At 51.8% G+C, this 22,744-nt stretch carries 14 protein-coding genes and 1 pseudogene; all 15 read right to left on the minus strand.

Annotated elements, in window-relative coordinates; all coding sequences use genetic code 11:
- Positions 1 to 34: 34 nt before the first annotated feature.
- Positions 35 to 1,606 carry a type VI secretion system protein TssA gene (gene tssA, locus PGR10_RS05260; RefSeq protein WP_430923074.1) on the minus strand — a complete coding sequence of 524 codons (1,572 nt, stop codon included), beginning with the start codon at positions 1,604 to 1,606 and terminating at the stop codon, positions 35 to 37.
- Positions 1,606 to 5,052, minus strand: a complete 3,447-nt coding sequence (locus PGR10_RS05265; protein ID WP_430923075.1) for an ImcF-related family protein — start codon at positions 5,050 to 5,052, stop codon at positions 1,606 to 1,608. The genes tssA and PGR10_RS05265 overlap by 1 nt, the downstream gene beginning before the upstream one ends.
- Entirely contained in the window at positions 5,039 to 6,208 is a 1,170-nt protein-coding gene (locus tag PGR10_RS05270) for a hypothetical protein (RefSeq protein WP_430923076.1), read from the minus strand. The genes PGR10_RS05265 and PGR10_RS05270 overlap by 14 nt, the downstream gene beginning before the upstream one ends.
- 4 nt (positions 6,209 to 6,212) lie before the next feature.
- A complete protein-coding gene (locus PGR10_RS05275; protein WP_087859424.1) occupies positions 6,213 to 6,479 on the minus strand; it encodes a PAAR domain-containing protein in 267 nt (88 codons plus the stop codon).
- 167 nt (positions 6,480 to 6,646) lie between these two features.
- Complete coding sequence (locus tag PGR10_RS05280; RefSeq protein ID WP_430923077.1) at positions 6,647 to 9,532, minus strand: T6SS effector BTH_I2691 family protein; 2,886 nt, start codon at positions 9,530 to 9,532, stop codon at positions 6,647 to 6,649.
- Positions 9,533 to 9,545: 13 nt separating this feature from the next.
- Positions 9,546 to 10,541, minus strand: a complete 996-nt coding sequence (locus PGR10_RS05285; RefSeq protein WP_430923079.1) for a DUF4123 domain-containing protein — start codon at positions 10,539 to 10,541, stop codon at positions 9,546 to 9,548.
- Between the two features lie 10 nt (positions 10,542 to 10,551).
- Positions 10,552 to 12,930 (minus strand): type VI secretion system Vgr family protein, encoded by a 2,379-nt coding sequence (locus PGR10_RS05290; RefSeq protein ID WP_430923080.1) that lies wholly within the window; start codon positions 12,928 to 12,930, stop codon positions 10,552 to 10,554.
- A gap of 104 nt (positions 12,931 to 13,034) precedes the next feature.
- Entirely contained in the window at positions 13,035 to 15,665 is a 2,631-nt protein-coding gene (tssH, locus tag PGR10_RS05295; protein ID WP_430923082.1) for a type VI secretion system ATPase TssH, read from the minus strand.
- A gap of 171 nt (positions 15,666 to 15,836) precedes the next feature.
- Entirely contained in the window at positions 15,837 to 16,328 is a 492-nt protein-coding gene (gene hcp, locus PGR10_RS05300) for a type VI secretion system effector Hcp (RefSeq protein WP_430923083.1), read from the minus strand.
- Positions 16,329 to 16,333: 5 nt separating this feature from the next.
- The gene (locus PGR10_RS05305; RefSeq protein ID WP_430923084.1) at positions 16,334 to 18,043 is read right to left on the minus strand and encodes an OmpA family protein; all 1,710 of its coding nucleotides are present in this window, start codon (positions 18,041 to 18,043) and stop codon (positions 16,334 to 16,336) included.
- A 3-nt stretch (positions 18,044 to 18,046) separates the two neighbouring features.
- Positions 18,047 to 18,700 carry a type VI secretion system protein TssL, short form gene (gene tssL / locus PGR10_RS05310; RefSeq protein WP_087859419.1) on the minus strand — a complete coding sequence of 218 codons (654 nt, stop codon included), beginning with the start codon at positions 18,698 to 18,700 and terminating at the stop codon, positions 18,047 to 18,049.
- Entirely contained in the window at positions 18,697 to 20,037 is a 1,341-nt protein-coding gene (tssK, locus tag PGR10_RS05315; protein WP_430923085.1) for a type VI secretion system baseplate subunit TssK, read from the minus strand. Before tssK ends, tssL begins: the two co-directional genes overlap by 4 nt.
- 15 nt (positions 20,038 to 20,052) lie before the next feature.
- Positions 20,053 to 21,588: a type VI secretion system contractile sheath large subunit gene (gene tssC, locus PGR10_RS05320; protein ID WP_087859632.1), complete on the minus strand. Its 1,536-nt coding sequence runs from the start codon at positions 21,586 to 21,588 to the stop codon at positions 20,053 to 20,055.
- Positions 21,589 to 21,629: 41 nt separating this feature from the next.
- Positions 21,630 to 22,121, minus strand: a complete 492-nt coding sequence (gene tssB, locus PGR10_RS05325; protein ID WP_087859417.1) for a type VI secretion system contractile sheath small subunit — start codon at positions 22,119 to 22,121, stop codon at positions 21,630 to 21,632.
- 526 nt (positions 22,122 to 22,647) lie between these two features.
- Positions 22,648 to 22,744, minus strand: a pseudogene (locus PGR10_RS05330) (carbohydrate porin); the annotation flags it as partial.

Here is a 22,744-nt window from a genome sequence, read left to right on the forward strand (position 1 = left end):
GGTTTTCCGTTATTCATCCATGACGATCGGGCTTTTAAACACAGAGTACCGCCGCTCGGGCGGGATTAATGGCGATCAATTCCGCCAGTAAGCGGTCCATCAGCGGCTGCAAACGATTTTTGTCCGTTTCACTGCGCCCGGCCTTACCCCGCAAAAGTCGAAGATGGCGGGCCCAGACCTCAAACAGCAGCTCTGGTTCCCATTGCGCCAGAGAAAGTGTGGCGGCCTGCGCGTCAAGATCCGCCAACAAATGCTGCGCCAGTTCATTTTTTCCAGTCTGTTCGGCAACCCTCGCCATCAATAATCGCAGCAGCCAACGGCTTCGCGGAGTCGTTATTCCTGGACGATGCTGTAACCAGGACAGCGCCGCATCGGCTCCCTCGCTGTCGGCTAGCGCCAGCGCTTCGGGCTCCAGTTGAAGGATAGGGTCATCGCCGGAAGCCGTTACAGCGCCAGACACGGCATCGTCCCGGAAGGAGGCATTATCCAGCACCAGTTGCTGAATCCAGTTTTGGGTCACCTCATCGGCAAACGGCGTGCCGTCGTTGAACGCCAGCTCCTCCAGGCCAATTAAGCGAGCCAGAAGTCCTTGTAGGTCATGTTGAATAATATTGGCTTCCGCCTCGCGCCCGGATTTCAGCAACGCCTGGTGAACATACCACTGCAAATCCAGCCACAGATGATTCGCTGCGCGGGAAAACATCTCGCTGGCCTGCTCCAGCAGCTCCAGCCAGCTCTGCTGCAGATACAAGCGCTTCAGCAACGCCCGCTGATCAGGTTTTGGCGGATCGATACGGGTCCTGCCGTCCGCCAATAGAGGGGGTAATTGGTGCAGCGTGTCATGGCGGATACTTCGTATCAGGTGATAGGCAGAGAGCCAACCGTCAGGCCGATCGCTGAGATATTTTGCCAGCACCCGCGCCTGTGTCAGAAGTTCCTGACCAGACGTAATCGTACCTGTCTGCGGCGCACTACTGACTGCTGCCGTTAGCGGTGTATCGCTGATATTCTGTGGTACTACGGCCTCCGGGCCGCCGGATTTCATCAACCGGGTTTCGAGGACGCCGCACAGCGCGCCGGGGACGGCCCCCTCTTCTGCCTGCTCGATAAGCAACAAGGCTCCGGTAATGCGCATCGCGACGCTATTATTCACTTCGGGGAATAGCGAGAGGCTGTCGAGCATTCGCTGGCTGGCCAGCCAGTCAAGAGCCGCTTTTCTGCTGCGCTCACGCTGCGGGTGCAGATGAAGGCCAAAACGCTGCATTAACCCCGCCAGCAATTCCAGCCCATCGGCCAGGCCGGCTTCGCCATCGCGATGCAGGCGAGCCCAGGCGTAGTAGGAAGCGACGCGGATATCACGAGTCACGGTCGTTAACAGTTTTTCCGCAAGCTGGCAAATGAGATCGGTATCCGCTCCCGAAAGCTTATTCACCTCTTCGCGCATCAGCTGGAAATCATCGTTATAGCCAGGGTCGTTGCCGGTCGGCGAATCGGCTGCGGCTGGCTGCAGCCAGCTTTCCCATAGCAGCAGACGTTGCTGCGTTTGGGCAACAAGCGTTTCAGGCACGGCCTGGCAAGCATTAATCAATGTAAGAACCGATGCCATTAATAAATATCCTCCCCTCGGCTTTCACTCTCCAGGTCACTGTCTGTCGTTTCTGCGCTGACCATAAAAATGGTCTCTGGCAGGGTAAAGTTGCGCAGCGCCAACAGCGCCAGCGGCCCCTCGCCGGCTTCGGTACGGAGCGTATAGTTCAGCATTAGTCCATCCGGCGCTTTCCAGCTCAGGCTCCAGCTACTGCCTGTGCCCGGATAAGCTCTCACCGCGGCTTTATCCAGTAGCCGGATCCAGCCCCACGCCCCGGTCAGGTCAGCGTACTGGCGGGTTCCCGCCCGGGTGCTGATCCAACTTAAACTGGCCCCCGGCGCTTCGGTGTCCGCCGGCCAGCTAAAGCGACGCCAGGTCGGCATCTGGTTCATGTAATTCAGTTTTTGACGATCGACCTCCAGCATTGTTTGCATCACGCCTTCCGCGGTTCCCGGACGCAGTTCGAAGTGCATTCCAGCCTCGCCGTTGGTAAATGCCACATCCGCAATATGGCTCAGGGTATTCATCGCGCGCAGGAAGGCTGGGTTAAATGTCAGCCCCTGGGCATTGATGCTGTCCGCCACCCAACGGCTTCCCTCTTTATGCAGCACCCCATTAAGCCGGGTCTGCAGGAAATGACTGATGCGGCCACTCTCTGCGTTGAGATACTTCGCCAGCAGAGGTAAAGAGACCTCGCTGCTCACATTTTTGAAAGGATAGCGCCCGCCGAATGCCCGGTTCCAGTCATCAAACACCGCGCTACGCCAGCGGGCATTGAGGCTTTCTGCCGCCGGAGTCAGCACCTGCTGCCAGGCTTGCTCCATCGGGCGGACAAACACCGTTTGGCCGAAGCCACGCCACTCCTGCCCTAGCCCTGCCGCCACCAGGCTACCGTAGTCTCGGGTGTCGGTAAGATCCACCGCCCGACCTTCAAAAACCGTCTGCGCCAGCGCCAGCGTCATCGCCTGCGGATCGGCCGCATTAGTCACCTGCTGCAGACGCAAACGAACCTGTGTCACGCGGGTCAGAAACGTTTGTAGATTCAAACGACTACCAGACATGCTGCCATCGCGATTATCCATCAGGGCGAGCACCGGGCCGAAAGTCGCATCCAGTGGCCCCCGCAGGCCGCCTTGCTGATCGATAAGCGGCTGCTCTTCACGGTTAAACAAATTTTTCGCTGATTTGACCAGCGAATCGGTTATCGCCTCGCCGCGCTGTCCGGTTCGTCCCTGTAGATTCAAGGTATTCATCAACGCAATCAGCGGCGACTGACGCACATCCGCCATCAGAGTTAGCTGATCGATGGCATCCGACAGCGTGGCGGCGCGCTGCCAACGTAGACTATTGAGAAAGTTCAGCCAGGCGCCGCTGAAATCGGCAAAATAGCGTTCCGCCAGGCGTTCGCGAAGCGCTTCCGGCGTCGCCGCCTGCGCTACCGGAAGCTGGTTATCGCTGAGCACCCAGTCGATTTCATCGCGGCGCGCGTTAACCACTTTTTCAATAGCCGGCTGCACGGCATGCTCCCAGGCGTTGCGGGTGAACATACCCGGGACTACCGCATCGGTGGTATACAGGCGTGAGGCGTCGGTGTCACCGGTCATATCCGCCAGATGCATATCAGCATACTGGTTCGCCACCTGCGCCAACATTTGCTGATAGAGGGTGGATTCGCTATTACGTTTACCTAACTGGCGAATTAACAGTGTACGGGCCTGGCTGACCAGCGTGGGATCGGCCGGCAACCGCCACTGCGGATGTAACGCCAGGCTGGCTGCGTAAAATCTCAGTAGAGACGTTCCGCGGCCCTGCCAGAAGCCGTCCGTCACGCCATCCCGCTGCGGCCAGTTGCGCATCAACTCGCGAGCAAACCAGCCTGCATCCATTTTTTCCGGGCGGGCGAGCATGAGATAGAGCTTCAATTGGTTATAGGCGGTTTTAGCCAGCCGTTCACGTAGCGGACTTTCCGGCGGCAATTGCACGAAAGCCTGTAACTGCTGCTGAAGATGTTCCGCCGCCGCATCACGAACCAGCGGTAGCGCCATGACGCCGTAGCGTGGGTAGAGCGCCGCCAGCAAATCATCATTCTGGCTTAATCCGGCGCGCGCGTACCAAGGCGCCCCGTGCGCTTTGCGGTATGTCAGTTGAGCCAGCGTTTTCTGCACGGCGGCCAGCGCATGCAGGCGTTCGGCAAGTGGCTGTTTTTGCGCTGCTGCTCGTTGCACCTGCTCCTGCGCTGTGACCAGCAAATGGCGGTTGGCCGCAAAAGAGACGAACATAGCGCCTCCCCACAACAACATCAGCACCGCGCTGATAACGGTCATGATTTTTACTAGAGAATAACCCGTTTTATGGGCCTTCAGTCCCGCGGGTAACGTCGCAAGCGACTCAAGCAGAACATCCCAGCGGTTATCCTTCCGCCAGTAATGATCCGCGCCATGGGAGAGCTCCTGGACCTGAGATCCGAACATGATACCGGCCAACGGCAAAGGCCGCGCGGACGACAAGAATGCGGATAAGGGACCAACAATAGATTCAGGAAACCGGGTCAATTGATCGGCAAGGCGCAATAAAAATGCGTCTTCATGGCTGTCACTTACTGAGTGTATTCCACGAGCGATCAGCTGCCCGGCCAGATTATCCACCAACTGACGGAATTGCTCTGGCGTGCAGTTGGCAGGCAACAGGCAACCTATTGATTGTGTTATTTGTCCTCGTCGTTCCCCAGCTCGCGGGTGTAAGGACCAGACGTATAGCGGTAGACGCCTGCGCTGCTGAACATAACGGGCATTCAGGGTATGGGCGATGCTGTCTATATCCATAGTGGATAAAGCCGGAGTTATTGCATCCCCACTCAGCACGGTCAGCTGGTCGAAGGCCGATGTTATCCATATGACGCCATCGGGTTGGCGGCGAAGCTTACAAACCGCATTACGCTTGGTGCGATCGCCCTGTTTTGTCAACTCAGCGTCCCACAGCAAAACGGTTCCATTCGCCTCAAGCCAGTATTGATCGATCAGGCCAGGAATAGCTTGCTCCACATCAGCGCTTTTACCCGTCACCATCAGAATACGAACTTTCGACGGCCAGAAATAACCATACTGCTGTTTCAGGTAGTCGTTTAATTCCGCGTAATACCTATTTTCTTCGCCATTGGTTTCATCATTTTCAGGCGTGCGGTAGGTATGTAGCGCTGAAAAGCGTTTCGCCAGGTATGATGTCGATGGATTTGCTTTGGTTGCATAAGCGTAGCGTTTGAATACTGAAAAATAGGAATTTAATCTAAGGAGTTTAAATGCGCATAAAAAAACAAACATAAAAGCAAACCAGCAAGATACTTTCCCCGCCTTACCTGTCAGTCCAAAATCATCTCCCCATAAATGTATTGCTATTGCAGCCAAAATGCCAATCACGCCGACCAATATGGCAACACCCAGTAATCTTAGTAAACTATATTTTTGCATCGCGCTTCCCCAGGATCTTTATTTTAGATAGCACGACCCCAGCCTCATCCTCTGACACAATAAGATTTACAGAACCGTTATCACCTGATGATGCCAGTGATAGAGATAACGCTGCCCACATATTATTTCTTCCCTGCCTACCCAGTATAAATTCCGTGAAATGATGTCTGACTTTTTCTTCACCATTATTAGCATTGAGAATTTTAATAGCTTGACCTAATGCTGCTTGATTCTTAATTTTACCAATCCATATTTTTTCGATAATACCCGTAGACGATTGAAAGTTGAGAACATCTGCCAGGTCTTGAGTTAACTCAGCGGAATTTGTCGCCATCGCACGATAAATTCTGATTTTTTCCTTTTGCTGTTCATTCTTATCTGTTGCAGGAGGTGCGCAAAGCCACGCGCAAACACCATCGCTGGCACTATTTGCCCCATTACCGACAAGCGAAACCAGGGGGTCAAAAGTGATAATTAAGCGAAAGTTATTATCGGTATAATTAAGCCATTCATCAATTTGCTCAGCATAGTGAGTCATCATCCACGCAGGTGTTTGAATGCTCTCCTCCTGCATCCCTAATTTTCGCCATGCCAGCGTGAAGGATTGCCATGCTGCAGTATCAAGAGGCATACCCATAGGGAAGACAACTTTCAATTTATTCTTTTTTGCTAATGTAATTAAAACAGAACGTAGTGGTGAAAGCAGTTCGTAAAATAATGTATTATAATCAACGTTAACAGGAAACATCACCGGTTGTTGCCCGATAATGTGTATCTCACCGCCTTGTTTCAGGTTCTCAACTTGCGCCTGCTCCGGGAACATGAAGTGATAATCAACAATACTGATATATTCCGACGCCCACGCAGAGTAAATCTTGTCCAATGCAGCATTCTCTGCCTTAATTACTGCATTTTTTTCAAGACAAATACCAAGCTGAAATGAACGCCATCCGGCGAACAGCAAAAGTATCGCCAGACTGCTTGCACATAATATAAGCGCATACAGGACAGAATTCGCATCATGCGTAAAATAATACCATGAGACACATGCAACCGCGATCGAAATTAGAGAGACAATGAAGAATAGTGTCATTTTTCCCCATGCGACTGGTGACACATCAATTAATTTTTGTTTCTCTGGTATATTCCAGGCCATTATATTATCCTATTCCCGTATCAGAAAGACTAGAGATAACATAACAACCGCACAGGCATGCACAGCGATCAACGGCAACGGGTTTGTTATCGGATATCCACTGAAGACAACCCTCAATAATATAATTCTCACCATGGCCATCTAGCGGACATATTACTTTATCACCCAACAAAGCAACTGGTTGTCCGTCAACGATCGTTGTTGACGATGCCGAAATGACACGACCACCACTATTTAGCCGATCATTTAACCTCACAACACCTGTTAACATAAGCTTTCAATAATCCTTTACAAACAGTTTCCGTTAATATTACTCAATTACTGCGTAAGGTCGCCACAATAAGCTGAAAAGAGATAGATGGTTGAATAGTTCAGGTTTATACGCCCTGTTACTTCATCAATCCATCAATCAATACCTGTTGCCAGTACAGAAACAACTTAACCCTTATAAATAGGGTATGGTGATCTCTTTTTCCATTCATCCTGTTTGGTTTTTTCCTCTAGTTTAGAAACTAGCGGATCTTTATAAAGTGGATAAGATGACTCCTGAATTATTACATCTTGTTTAATCTCTTCTTGCGGCTCCGCCATTTTATTTAGCGCATATTCTAATGACTGCTGGCAGCGAGCTATTTCAGTACTGATGTCCTCTGCAGTAAAATCATCGGTATTTTTTTCACATGCATTGCCAAAGATGCCTTGTTCAAACCACTTTTGCAGCTCATCGCGAGAATAGTATTGTGTCGCGACATAATCAACGAGCATGATAAGCAGCGATACTTGCCAGGAAGCCAGTAATCCTACCCATTCGATACCTAGTCCACAGAATGCAGACTTCGCCAGTCTTCCCAGCCATGTTGCGCGCGAAGCAACGGCGGTTTCCCAACCAAAGCGGGCAATCAGCGCTTCCAGCAGCTTACCATTCGCTTTAACTATCGCTGCGAGATCGCTCAGGACTTTTACACTATAAAGACCAACGAACAATTCTCGTTGTTCTGTATTACTTTCTTGATACACCCTGGCTACATCCAGGCCAAGCAAAATGGCCGACGCAATTATCGTGCAACCGGCGCCCGACATTTTCAGATACTGCAAACCATTTTTACCCTGCCAGGCCTTTTCCATTGCTGGCATAGCTACATCGATGATTCCGCTGGTCGTCACAAGGGCGGAGCTGGCGATTTTCGCCTGGCTGGCGGCATCTCCCTTATTGTGACGATACAGATTGCTAAGTTCATAAATATTCAAGAAAGTTACCAGGATTCTGATGCTGGTCGTCTTAAATGCCGCTGCCCCCTCCTGCTCCTGGCCATACTCGGCAAAGGATTCATTCAGTTTGGCAAACCGTTCTTTGGCCGAATTAAGATTAGACTGTGCTTTGGGCTTATCCGGATTATAAAAAACGTTGCCGGTAACATAGGTATGACGTTCATACATCCAGCCAAAATACCGGCTGGCAAAGGCTTTGGTTTGCGCTACGGTTTTCCCTGCTGCAAGGGAAAATATCGCATGGGTAATAACGCCGCGTATATTATCCAATATTCGGCCGATTCCCGTGGCCGAAAAAATACGTGCGACGACGGTCGCCATATATTGGTCCATACTGTAAAGCACTTTTTGCGATAGTTCGGCACTCTCAGATAAATTACTTTTCAGGGCATCCGTAGCCTTTTCAAAGCCTTTAAAAATCTTAATCAGCTTAACACTATTAGCGTCAAAGAATTCAAGCACCTGTTCTGGCAATACCACATCAGTTTTTGCCTGCCTGGCAAGGGTAAGTAATGCCTCCGCTTCGGCCATAATTTCGGGATTATTATAAAAGTGCGTTCGCCAGACTAAATTATTCGCACTCCTGGTACTATATTCGGCTATCCAGCGATCCAGCAGTAGTTGGCCGTTAGGATTGATATCAATACCCGAGATTGCGAAAGCGACTATTTCACGATAGCTAAGATTATCTACCGGATCGTTTGAACAAAAATCCTGCGTCTCGGCAATAAAAATGGGAGTTTGTAACCACTCAATACGGAACTCAATTAACCAGGTCAGCAGGTTACTCACCCGCGTAGTCAGTAAATCGACGGTATCATTAAACGACTCTAACCGCGCTGGATTTAACATCCAGTCGTATTTCTCCAGTTCGTCTTCGGCGATGCTGAACGCCCTGAAGTCTATATAACCACGCGTATTCCAGGTTTCAAATTCCTCACGACTACGAATATCCCGTATATCAGTACCATCCTTTTTTTTATCCTCAAGATATCGTCGATATGTCTCATCCATCGCGGCTTGATCCAGCCGCGTTTTTTCAAGGCGTTCGGTTAACTGCGGATAATTACTCTTGATAATAAGCTGTCTTACACCATTAATAAGATTCAGGGTCGATAATTCAACTTGCCGCTCGTCGGAAAATTTCTGCTGTAACGCTAAAATACCGTTAGACCAGCCGGTGAGTTCATGGATTATACCCGTGGCATCATGTAATGCCATCATCAAAGGCTTAATCGGAGCACCCTCAGCGCTGACCCCTCGTTGCTGCATTTGCTGCAGCGTACTTCCTACCCCGCGACTAGATCGCCAAGGGTATAAGGTCCACTGCGGCTTTATCGCAGAGCCCGCTTTTATCTCCTCTCCCCATAACGAGGCTCGCCAGCGCCGCCATTGCGGCAGCGTTTCATCGCACAGATGATATTCATATTTGGAAAAATAACTCACTTGATCAACAACCCCTTCATAAGGAAGTAGTTGGGCCGGACTTAATTGATTTCCCCGCATAGGGATATAATCAAGCACCGACGACAAACTGTCTTCCGTCGCTTCCGTTACTGGAGCTGTTGATGTTGGCCTATCCCAGAGCGATTGGCTCAGGCATTGCATTCTGGCCTCGCGACGATCGCTGTCGTTTTGATAACTATCCAGCGTTGTCTTGCTCCATTGACGCTGGCTGAACGCTATCCAGATATCATTTTCCAGCACATGCGCAGGCAAGGTTATGAAATCTTTGCCGCCCTGATTGTAGGACCCTTTAATACAATCAGGTTGCGATTTCGGTTGCACGTTTTCCGCGGAAAGTTGTTTCCATAAGCTGCCATCATCGCTTACCGACCAGGCCTCCCATGAAGGTATATGCGGGTAGTAGATATAAATAAATCCCCGGCGCATAGCACGTAACGCATAATGATAGCCGTCGTGATGCGGATAATCACTCGTCGCCGGCCGCGCCCACTGTGGTAATTCCCCTTCGATACTGTCTGGCACTACAGCATAACGTACCGGTAATAATGCCGGCCCCTGCGCCTTACAATCGCATTGATGATTAGACATCCCTGTACTCCTCTTATTGTTCGCCCTGGTATTGATATTGCGTGCACTCTTCCTTTATTCGCTGCCATTGGCGCTCACTGAAATTTGCCACCCTTGCACGATATGTTTGATTGCTTTCTATTGGGCCTTTCTGAAGCGCCTGCAATAAATCTATATGGCGATCAAAATCGGGAGATATGGTTAAAGCATGCGTGCCATAAAGGGTCAAATCTTGTGGATGATGAAATGGAAATTCCCATGCACGGCGGAGCGCCGGAATAATCCGGGTAAATACCTGCTGCTCGGAAAATCTCAACTCATTAATATATGAACAGCGATATTGGCACATAATGCGATTTACAATGCCGATAAACTGAATATCGCGCCAATTATCTTCACTCAATGACAGAGAATAAGATAATCTAATATTCTGTTGTTCCGCCCCCTTCCTTTGAACCCATTGACCATCTCCATCAATAGAAAACCAGGCTGCTAATGGTCCAAATAAACGTTGCTGCTGCCAGTTATCTAATAATGACCATAACGGCAGCGCGACGGCAGGATCATAAAAGCGTAGCAGCGTATCCTGCCCTTCACGCTCCTGCAGCGCGCTTTTCGCTAAATGAAGTGCTAATGCCTCCGGCGAAGTAGAACAAGAAAGCCAGCCACATATTAACCGGCCATATCCTTGAGTGATACTTTGCGGATGAATTTCATTACAAGCCAGCTCTGCGCTCATCTCCAGCAACAGCACATCATCAGCAATGGATAAATCGAGGGGAATTAAACGTGGTTCGAACTCCGCTGACAGATAACGAGGCGCAACAGGAACTCTGATATATTCCCTTGCCAGTAGAGGCGTATATAGCGATTGTTCTTGCTGACGAAATCTGGCGATCGCGGCGTCGATCATTAAAATACACAACTGATTTTTGGTGACAAAGCTATTATGAAGTTGCTGCTTGGTATTTTTAATCTTCAAGCGCAAGACATCTTCAGCATAATTATAATTTACTGACGCTTTCATCATTTATTGTTCTTTAATTAAAGGTTACCGTTGGACTTTGAGTTCCGCCAGCGGTATCCATGGCTGAAGCACAGGGTGCAGGGAGATCTATGCTGGAATGCAAGGACGCAGCCGCCATTTTTTGCAGGTTTGTACATTTCAGGCGAAGACTACCTGGAGCGCCGATTTCAACATCGCCATTTTTCAAGCGAATATAGGCGCCGCCGCAGTTCAGCAACAGTTCTGTCGCCGCCGAAATAATCACTTGTTCGTCTTTGCTGGCAATAGTGAGCGTTTTTTGGGCCAGAAGATCCAGTGCATCATTTTGAGCCTGAATGTCGACTTTACCTTTACCGGCATAAATTTTTATTCCCATCAATTGCGCAAATAAACTAATCGTTTCTTTCACCCCGAGACGGAATTTCTTGCCAATGCTGATATCCGCATTCGAGCCGGAAGTAACAATTAAATTATCGCCTGATGACAGCTGCATAGTGGCGGGAGTAACCTGCGCAATCCCGGCAGGGGCTGACAGTAACAGCGCCTGTTGTTTTAATTCCGCTAATGTTTCGGTCAGTAGTTGTTTTTGCTTTTCAATATCCGCCAGTTCAGCTTTTGCTTTCTCGGCGGCAGCACGAATACCTTCCACGTCCTGAAGCGCAGCCTGCAACGCATCCTTCGCAGCCTGCATATCCAGCTGTAACCCTCCGGCTTTTGGTTGCAGATCGGCGCTAATAAACAGGCCTTTCCCCGCACGTATCGCCCCCCACGAATCGGTACGTAGTTCAAAGCCTTCCCCGCGTAGCGCGCGCTCGGCATTCACCTGATGCCCCAAATTCAGCTGTGTTTTGCCGCCATATTCGGTACTGAGTTTGATATGCTCTTCACCGCGCTTATCCTCCATCCGTAGCTTGTTGTTGGTCGGCGTGCGGATCACGTTGCGCGTACTGTTCTTTTCCGTCACCAGATCAACATGGCGGGAGTCGTGTAAGGCATGTGCGATATATGGGCGGTCCGGGTCGCCTTCATGGAAGGCGATTGCCACTTCCGTTCCCTGGATCAGCGGAAAATGAAAACCATACTCGTCACCACCGTAAGGTTTGGCGAGCCGCACCAGCATACTTTCCCGTCCCGGCGACTTTCCGTCCCGGTCGGCGTCAAATTTCACCCGATACAATCCGCAGGCGTCCTGCCAGACATAGATATCACCGGTTTTAGCGCTGGTCACTCGTGCCGTCATCGTGCCGGTCACCAATGGACGCGGTAGCAGCGGCGGACGCCAACAGATTGTCTCACGGTATGGTACCGCCTGCAGGCTGACCTGCAGCGCGTCTTTGCGGCTGGCGCTTAGCGCAACGCCGGTGATCAACAGAGGATCTTGCAATAATGCAGGTAAAACCGGCGGCAGATTATCAATGAGAGTCAGGACTTGTGCCGGCGCTAGCCATGGCGCCGTGCTAACGCCAGTAACTAACGTTTGACTGGCCAGAAAACGCTCATGGTCGAGACGCGCGTAAAAGTTGGCGGTTTCCACCTGCGGCTCGATTTTGTCTCCGCGCGCCAGATGACGCGGCTGGTAGTGATACACTTCGCCATACGTGTTGCCTTCGCCATCCCCGCGAGTCATGTCCGCAGGCGCTGACTGAAGGATGCTCTGCGCGTCTCGGTGGTTATAATCCCGGGTGATAACACTCGCTTCAACCACGTTATGCGTCGAACTCAGTCCCCAAATCGATTCTTCTCCGCTGTCGCTCATCCCTGATGGGCTATTAACCGGAAGTGTTTTACCAAAGATCAACGCGCGCTGCGCATCAGCAAAATGCACAACTTCGCTCTGCGCCTCCTGCTGCAAAGTGAAGTAATAAAATATGCCTACTTCGGCCAGCAAGCGCTGAATGAATGCCAGATCGCTTTCCTGATATTGGTTTATCTGCTCACGTTTTGGATAATTATGTTTGAGATTAAACTCATACTCCCAGCCGTGTAGGTTATGTTCCTGCAGGATCTGCACGACCACTTCCGGCACCGACTGGTTAACGAAAAACCGGTGGCTGCGAAATTGTTTATCGAGCAGGGATAAGTACGGTTCCAGGGTGATCTGATAGGCAGCCTGATCGGCAGAGCTGCTGATGCGGCTGAAGGCGGTGATAACGCCGTGAACCCGCCGACTTTGCGCCAGGCTTCGTAGAATACCGCCCCCCATAGTCAGTGAGGCGGGTTTGCTCAGCATATGCGCGACATCAATATCTTTATCCGCGCTGGTAAAGCTGATGCTGTAATGATAAAGCTGGCTTAACATTTCGGTGCCGCTAAACGATTCCACATCAAGCGGCGATGGGCATGAGGGTATATCCAACTGATAGCGATTCAGGGCAATTGTACGTTCACCGATCAGCGCATCCATCAAACTCATTCTCTTCTCTCCATGAAGGCCTCAACGCCCTGCAAGTTTAGTTTTGCTTTTTCATCTCCCGCGCCATAACGTTTATTACCGTCACTGGCGCGGCAAAATAACCATCAGGCCTCGCGGAACTCTATAACCACTCCGCCGTCTTCATCGACCCCCAGGAACAGATGCTGAGGTTTTTGACCTGCCGCTATATGGCTTAACAGTTGCTGACTCAGGACCGGAAGGATTTGCTGATTAAGCAGACTATCTACGTTCCGTGCGCCGGTATCAGGCAGCAGGCAGGCATCCGTCAATGCGTCATAGAGGCCTTCAGCTACCTCAGTTGTCATACCGTAATGACGATGCAAACGCTGACAGACCTGCTCGAGCTTCATGCCGACAATCCTGCGCATTGCTGGCTGGCTGAGCGGCTGATATATCACCGTCTGAAAACGAGCGAGTAAGGCGGGCTGAAAATGATCGCGCAACACGGGTCGCAACAGCTCATGCAATTCGGGACCCGTCGCTTGCGGCACCTCCTCCAGCATTTGCATTAGCAGATCGCTATCGAGGTTTGAAGTCATCAGGATCACCGTATTGCGAAAGTCGATTTCCCGGCCTTCGCCGTCGCGCATAAAGCCGCGGTCAAACACCTGATAGAATAGATTCATCACATCTCGGTGGGCTTTTTCGACTTCATCAAGCAGCACCACGCTGTACGGCCGCTTACGTACCGCCTCGGTGAGAATACCGCCCTGCCCGTAACCGACATATCCCGGAGGGGAGCCCTTCAACTGAGAAACGGTGTGCGGTTCCTGGTACTCGGAAAGATTGATGGTAATAAGCGATTTCTCACCGCCGAAAAGCTCATCAGCCAGAGCCAGCGCGGTTTCCGTTTTGCCGGTGCCGCTCGGCCCCACCAGCAGAAATACGCCCTGCGGGCCGTTTTCAGACGCGAGCCCGGTTTTGGCGGCCCGCAGTCTCTGGGCGATGGCGCTCAGCGCATTATCCTGCCCCACAACCCGTTTACCGAGATTCAACTCGAGGCTTAAAAGTTCACTCTGCTCGTCTTTCAGTAATGAAGAGAGCGGAACCCCCGTCCAGTCGGCAATTACCGTCGCCACGGTGCGTACATCCACATCCAGTCCCAGCAGCGGGCTATTACGTTGTACATCGGCGAGCTGGCGCTGTAATTCGCCGATCTCTCCCCGGCGTGAGGGGTCGGCCCGGCAAACCAGCAATTGCTCTGTCAGCTTCAATTCCTGGCCGTACTGTGTTTCCAGTTCGTCGAGCTGTAAAATGATGCGCACTTCTTCCTGCTCAATTGTCGCCAGCCGTCCATTGTCGCTATCGTTACCGAGTATGGCATCTTCCAACAGCGCCTGTTTTTCCAGTTCCAGCGCCGTGATTTGCCCCTTCATCCGCGTCAGCGGTTCCGGTACGGTATCGATACCCATGCGAATACGGGCGGATGCGGTATCCAGCAGATCCACCGCCTTATCTGGTAACTGTCGGCCGGTAAGGTAACGGCGGGAGAGCGTAACGGCCGCGCATATCGCTTCATCAGTGATATGCACACCATGGTGTTCGGCGTAGCGGGATTTCAGCCCGCGCAACATCAGGCAGGCGGTATCGTCGTCCGGTTCATCAACTTTGACCATCTGAAAACGACGCTCCAGCGCAGCGTCGCGCTCGAAGTACTGCTTGTATTCACTCCAGGTTGTCGCAGCAATAGTGCGCAGTTCGCCACGGGCCAGCGCGGGCTTCAGCAGATTGGCGGCATCCGCGCCACCTGCCTGGTTACCTGCGCCGATAATGGTATGGGCTTCATCGATGAACAGCAGCACCGGTACGGGCGACTGCTGTACCGCTGCGATAATATTCTTCAGCCGCTGTTCGAACTCGCCTTTAACGCCCGCCCCGGCCTGCAACAAGCCAAGATCCAGCGTGCGTACCGTAACTGGCTTCAAGCTGTCGGGAACGTTACCCTCCGCGATACGTAACGCCAGTCCTTCCACCAGCGCGGTCTTGCCAACGCCCGGCTCGCCTACCAGTATTGGATTGTTTTTTCTCCTGCGTGACAGGATGTCCACCATTTGGCGAATTTCACTGTCGCGACCAAATACCGGGTCGATCTTGCCCTCACGAGCACGGGTGGTGACATCAAGAGTGAATTTATCCAGCGCGTTCTGTAGCGCAGGATTCAGCTCGCCGGCTTTTTCAACGGTTTCTGCCGGGCGGCCGACCAACTCGACGTCGCCAGCATGATTCAGTTCTTCTGATTGTAATTCCGGACGTTCATCTGATTGCGTATCCAGTAGCGGGCGCAGATGCTCAAGCTGCTTTTGCCCAAGCGTTAATAGCGGCCATAGACTATCGCAACGCACCCGGGCAGGATTATTGACCAGCGCCATCAGCAGATGAACGCTGCGAATAGACGTTTCTCCCGCCAGTGAAGCTCTCAGCCACGCCTCCTGCATCAGACTCTGAATGCTGCCGGATAGTTGCGGCCGACTATGCACCGAACGCGGTAGTTTTTCCAAAAAAGAGAGCAGGTCTTGCCAGATAGCATCCATATCCCACTCATAACGCCGCGCCAGCACCGTCAGGTCGCCCTCGCCCTGCTCTAACAGTTTCAACAGCCAGTGTTCGGGAAGAATTTGTGCATGCGCGCGGGCCTGACACAGCGAGGCTGCGCCTTCCAACGCACGGGCGCAGTAAGGGTTTAAACGGCGTAACAGGATGGCTGGATTTTCCATGAGACTCTCTCTTTATCGATTCCGGACACGCTACCGCCCATCGCTGTTTCCCGTTATACAGGAGACCAAAGCGCACGAGGTCGAGCAGGCAAATTGTGTTTTCTTTGTTAAGCACCTGCGATAACAGAGGCTTAGCAAAGAAAAGCAGACGGAAACCGTCTGCTTACGGGATTAGGCAGTCGTACGTTCATTCCATGAATCGGAATAAATGATGTTGCCGTCTTTATAGGTCCAGGTGATTTTTTCGTAGCGCAGTTCAATCTGCTCCAGATGATTGTGCTTCTCGTAGGCTGGATTCTTAATGTCGTGCATCATTGGATTAACTTTCACCACCTTCACGTTTTCCAGTTTGGTGTTGAAGTACTCGACTTCCTGACCGGCATCGTTGATTTTGTACCACTTGAACTCGGCAGATTTCAGGGTCTGGCCGGTGGTGACCGCCTTGTACAGGTACGGGCTGGAGGAGTCGATTTCCTTGGTAAACAGGAACGGCGTATGGATACGCGTGCCGGTCAGTTTGCCGGTGTTGTTATCGGTCGGGATGTACAGGTTATGTTCCTGTGCGACAACTTCAATGCTGCCTTCACGATCTTTCACATCCACGGAACCTTTGATGTCCGCGCCGCCATCATCCTTGAGCCAGAGATAGACTGGTATTGCCATGTTAATTACTCCATTTCATTTTTTGACGCGCCATCATCCTGAGATGGCGCAGGTGTGTTATCTGACGCCAGACAGGCGGTCGCCTGTGGTACCAGACTGATTTCGACACGACGGTTCAGCGCCCGGCCTTGCGGCGTGTCGTTGCTGGCGACAGGACGGCTTTCGCCATAACCCTGCACCGCAAAACAGCTCTCCGGCACATCGCCGGTGTCACGCATCCAGTTGCGCACAGATTCCGCACGTTTCAAGGACAACGCCCGGTTTGCAGCATCATGTCCGACGCTATCGGTATGTCCGGCAACTACGATTAGCCAGCCAGGTTTTGCCTTAATATTCACCAGTGAATTCACCAGCAACCTGGTGGAGCCGGGTTTCAGCGTCCATTTGCCAATGTCAAACAACGACATGCTATTGAGACGGATAGTTTGTGGCCCTTGTATAATCTTTTTGATTACTGGCCGGGGCGGCGGTGGCGGCGTCCAGTTATTAATCGCGGTTTCAAGCAGCGGTATCAGCCGTGCCCCAGGATAGAGTCCGAGCCCGTAACGCAGCGGCTCGCCGCGCCGCTGCCAATCGTCCAGTAAACGGCTGTCGGCCTGCAGACGCCGTTGCGCCAACAGCTTGGGCGCAGGTGGTGTTCCACTAAGCTGCTGATACGCAGCCAGATGGTCGCCAATGCTATCCAGCAGCCGCTGGTTATTAATAAAAGATGCCAGCATTGCCAGCGCCAGAAAGAGGAAACATGCCCCCCCAAACAGGCGCGCGTCCTGCATGCGGCGACCGATCCCGTGATTGCGGGGTAAATAAGAAAGAAGGAGATCCGGAAGCGGTAATATTCCGCTTGTTTTAGCGCATGCCGGGGAGAGCGAGGTCACCTCAGCAAGCTGCTGTTGCCACATATTCCCGGCGCATGCCGCTACCGGCGTAAGGCAGATACCAACGGCGGAGAAGCCCAGGGGAGGAAGCTCTCCCTGCCGAACGGACAAAGGTTGAAATATATGCTTCGCCATCAGCGCCAGGATACTGTCTAACCAGAGTACGTGCCCAAGGGCTGACGCGTCATGTCCGTTTGCCCGCTGCCATTCGGCAATCGGTACCGCCACATCGTCATTCTGTCGTACCTGCATTCCTGCTAGTTCAGGCGTTACCGTGAACCAGCGGTGCTCGTCTGCGTTCTCGAGGCATGGCGGCGAAACCCAGGACACGCACCAGACCGGCGGTTTGCCATTCAACCATGTCCGACACAGCCCAATACTACGACGCCATCCCTGCAAGAACTGCGTAAAGCGCTCAGCGCAGTCGTGAGATTCCGGGGTGATTGCCAGTAGTACGGAAACCTGCGATACCAACGCAGGGCGCGCCGCTGACAGACGCTGCGCCAGCAGGGGGAGCTGTTCCGTATTTGCCGCCCGTAAATACCAAGCTTTTTGAGTTTCGCGGTAAGCCGTGTTAGCTGGAAATAAAGTGAGGTTATCGCCGCAAACCAGCACCACCGCCCCCAGGAAATTCTCCGGCGGCAGGTCAACTACGCAGATCTGTCCCGCTAGCAAATGACGTCGACGGTGCTGGCGCCAGAGCTCGACGCCGCATATCAATAAAATACCGGCGCAGAGCGCCGCTCGATTACCGGCGGAAAATGAGCAGAAACCCAGCACCAGCCACAGCGCCAGTATGGCGGCAACGACCGTGAGTAGACCACGGAATCCAATGCGCATGCCTTAACCTCGCCCTGCTATCTGTAATACCATTTGCGATAACACAGACGAGAAGGTGAACCATAACCCAGCCAGTACAACGATGCCCGCTACCCAGCCCAGCCAATAGCGGCGGCGACCGCTGCGTAGCCCCGCGGCCCGAACCACTACCGGCGCCTCCTGCGTCAGTGAGAATGGCGGTACTCGCTGGCTGAGCATCCGTACCACATCCTCCCGCCGTTCGTCGTCAACGGCGCGATATGCTCCGACAAAACCGAGTTGTAGCGTTCTGAACAAGCAGGTTAGCACCATGACATCAGCGGCAGGTTCACGCAAAATCGCACGAATGCGATCCCACAATTCTTCTCCGGCATTCAGAGTCCCGAAGAATTGCGCCTGCAGAGGGTCCTTGCGCCAACGGCGATAGCCGTCATCCTGTAGGTCGCGGTTCAACACGCTTTCATCAAGCAGTGCGCAGTAGGCATAGAGCATCCGTTCGCTGTTTGTCGTGCTAACCCCGGCCTTCGTCAGAGACTCGCGAGCCTCAGATATCCACCGACAGGCGCGGCGATACAACGCATCGCCGTCTTTAATCTGCTGACCGTTACGTAACTGGCTAACCATCAACCAGCCAGGATAAAAGACTCTATTGATCATATCGATATCAGGCGTTTTCATGAGCGCAGCACCGCAAACAGTTCAAGTTTCACTTCACCGAGAGACTCCGGGGTATAAAACGTACAGTTTCCAGCTTCCAGCATGGTGCGAGCCGCATCTGTCGACAGATCCAACGCAAAGTATTGGTTTTCCAGCCGTAAGGGGATTGCAGCAGGCACATGACTCAACGGTTTTATGACTATGCCGCTGAGAGCAACATTCACGACTTCTGACACATCATCATGGCTACCAGCCTTACACAGCTGCGGAAAACGATTCTGCAACTGGTAATTTGGCATCGAAGAGCGTACGGACAGATAGAAGTCCGCGCCTTCGCGCAGCCGCGGATCGTGTAATTTCCCACGCCAAATCTCCCTGTCCGCGCCCTGCTCCAGCGCGATGGCGATGACACGAGACGGCAGGCTGGCCTCAAGTAAGCTGTCCAGTAGCGCAAACAAAGGCGGGAAAACTAGCTCCGGAGATTGGTGCTGGTAAAGGGGAATATCCTCCACGTGGTGTTCGAGGGAAAATGTCAGCAAACTCCCCGCAAGCCTTACTAGTTCACGGTATAACAACTCCGGATGACGCGAGGGCGTTTGGTGTAATTCGGTCAGCACCGGCGCCATGCTATTCAGCGCGTTAAGCAACCAGAACAAAGCGACGTCCGCTACCGCAAAATCAGCCATCCGTTCGTTACTTTCCCGGCGCATAGCCATCAGGCGCCCACGCCGTATCTGCAGGCGATGAAGTAAATCGCCAAGTTCGCCGACCAAGGTTGGGCAAGCGGATAGCGCCAGCATCGGCGGAATAAATCGCCGATCGAGAGTCCATACGCCCTGCGCATTGCGGATGAGCCTCGCGACCGGGCACGTCAACCATGCGTCGTTTTCCTGAGTGGCAACACGTAGCGTTAGCCCATGCCGCAATACCGCCAGTTCGCTACGTTCGTGGCCCGCAAGTTCCTGTACGATTACCCTCTCGGATCGCCAACGATACGGACGAACGCTCTCTTGTCCGTCGTCGAGATTACCGCCGCTGGCACTGAGCAGCGGTAAGCACAGTAAAACATCAACGCTTTCCTGTTGCAGACCCGAGAGATCGCAGACCGGCGGCAAGGTATCGGCCAGATCGGTGTCAATCAGCGTACCGTCCGTAAAACGAACCACCAGACGAGTGGCATTGAGTCGGGATAACGCCAGCGCACCTTCATCAAACTCAGCCGCCAGTACCCCCCAGGGAAAACCTAGCGCCATCTTTGAGACCGTATCCGCAACATGAGCTTCCCAACGAGACTGCTGCTGGAACTGTTGCGGCGTCAGAAAGGCGCCATCACTCCATAACGGACGGTAAATCTTCATCACACCTCCTGTACGTTACGCTTTTGCCTTCGGCATCTGGCTAACCAGCGACAAATTGACGTCCATACCTTCAACCTGGAAGTGCGGTACCGCATACAGCTTCACGCGGAAGAAACCTGGATTATCCTCAATATCTTCCACTACCACTTTCGCGTCTCGCAGCGGGTGAGAAGCCTGCAGTTCATCGCCCGGATCGGTCATCTCAGTCACCAGGCCACGAATCCAGGTGTTGAGCTCGAGCTCAAGCAGGCGTCGGTCCTTAGTGGTACCGATGTTTTCACGTTGAATCAGCTTCAGGTAATGCGCGATGCGAGACAGCAAGAAAATATACGGCAGGCGCGCGTTGATACGGCTGTTGGCGGTCGCATCGGCGGTGTCATACAGCGCTGGTTTTTGAGTAGAGTTAGCCGAGAAGAAACAGGCGTAGTCACGGTTCTTGTAATAAGACAGCGGAATGAAGCCCAAATTAGCGAATTCGAACTCGCGAGTTTCCGGGATCATCACCTCAGAGGGGATTTTCACCTGGTTGCCCGTGCCGAGGTCGTAGAGGTGAATAGGCAGATCTTTCACCGCGCCGCCCGCCTGCGGGCCACGGATTTGTACGCACCATCCGTTCTGGATGAAGCTGCGGACCATATTGGAGGCAAAGGCGAATGATGCGCTGGTCCAAAGGTATTTTTCGTGATCCGGACCTTTAACCTGTTCTACATAGTTAAAACTGCGTACCGGTACGGTATCCGGACCATATGGTAGTCGACCCAATACGCGCGGCATCACCAGCCCGATATAGCGGGCATCATCAGTTTCGCGGAACGATTTCCACTTTATATATTCGGCACGATCGAAGTAGTTGCCGATATCTTTAATCGCCGCCACTTCTTCCATGGTATCTTTCATAAAGAACGCAGGCCCAACTGCGCCGATAAACGGCATATGGGCAGCCGCGGAGACTTTAGAAATATTGCGCAGCAGCGTCATATCCTGCGGGCTGGCATCAAACTCATATGCCGAGATGACCGAACCGATTGGCTCGCCGCCCGGGGTGTCATATTCCGCCGTGTAGGTATGCCAGTACAGACCACTCTGAATCAGCTCAGGCGCGTCCTCGAAGTCCTGGCGGAGATCATCCTTGGAAACATCCAGAATTTCGGTTTTTACGTTCTGACGATAATCAGTGTTGTCCACCAGCTGTTTTAATCCCCGCCACAGAGATTCCACTTTCTGGAATTCCTGATGATGCATGACGACATCAAGCTGACGGCTAATTTGATAATCCAGTTCGGCGATATGGTGGTCTATCAGCGTTTTGTCGAGCTTTTCCACCTGTTTGCCAGATTGGCGGATGCAGTCCATAAAGACCTGCATCGCAGCCGTCAGGCGTTCGCCTGCCGTCGCATCTGACAGCACGGTATCATCTAAAAAGGCATTAATATCTCCCAGGCTTGATGCTGGGCTCAGATTAATTTTTTCAAACAGGGAAGCATATACCCCCTCTTTGTTCAGTACGGTCGTCTGCCCCTGAACGAGGCTTGTTTCAGTATTTACAGACATCAGCATATTCCCGGTTAATCCATTAAAAGAGACGATCCAGATTATTTCTCGGCAAGCGCATTCATTTCAGCGCGCAATTCGTCGGACAGTGCCGGATCTTTAAGAATTCGCTCAAGCTCTTTTCTGAAAGTTACGTTATCAAGTAGGTTTGATTTGAGATCACGCAATAAATTACGCATCGCCAGCATGGCACGGAGTTGAGGTATTTGCCGGGCCACCTGCTCTGGTTCAAAATCTTTTATATTGGAAAAGCTCAGTTTAATGCCTTCCTCTGAACCGTCTCCCGATAGCGTATTTGCAACAGTGAGGTTGACCTCCGGGTTTAATTCCGAAAGTACGTTGTTAAAATTATTTTTGTTGATATCTAGCTTCTGGCGCTCAGCTAGTGGCCGATGTTCTTTGCCATTGCTGAAATCGCCAACGGTCAGGAGTTTAAGCGGCAGCTCAACTTTCTTCTGCGCCCCTCCGGTATGTAACGCCAATTTTAAATTGATACGTGCCTTTGGCACCTCATTCTGGAATGAATCAGCCATAACGCTCCCTTTTCCTTAAGGAATGAATGTGGAGGAAACCTCATTTGGTCAAAAGTCATGTTTGAAAAAACCCGCACAATATAACAAGCGCGTCATTCTAAAATCCAGCGCAAATAAGATTACCAGTAATTTAACACAAACACTCACAGCACCAGACGCTATAAAGTAGCGACACTTCACAAAAGAATGTTGACGAATAAAATAAAGACAACATAAAAACCCAAAACAATAGTGAAAGGCAGTTTTTTATATAAACTCATTGTTTTTATTGGCACAGATCAATATTCCCATTGAGAAATAATCATGATCAATGCATTAAGTCATCACAATCTTTAAATCAATAAACATCGCAGAAAATATATAATTAAGGAAATTATTAAAACGCAGAGTTATAAAATTATTCGATGGAAACGGATTGGTTGAATTGGAGTCAGAAAAAGAACGGCCATCTAGTCCGTATAAGATAAAAGAATTAATGAACAGGCTGGCATAGGCCAGCCTGATTTTTTGTTAAATCCATCAATTTTTAGAACCAGGCCTCAAACATACCGCCGATGTTCAGCGAATCCAGCCGCTCGTCGCTGGTGCCGTCTACTTTCGCGGTGTGCTCGTTATTCACCTGG

It is taken from the genome of Klebsiella sp. 141198 (assembly GCF_050600785.1).
GTDB classification, from domain to species: Bacteria; Pseudomonadota; Gammaproteobacteria; order Enterobacterales; family Enterobacteriaceae; genus Klebsiella; species Klebsiella aerogenes.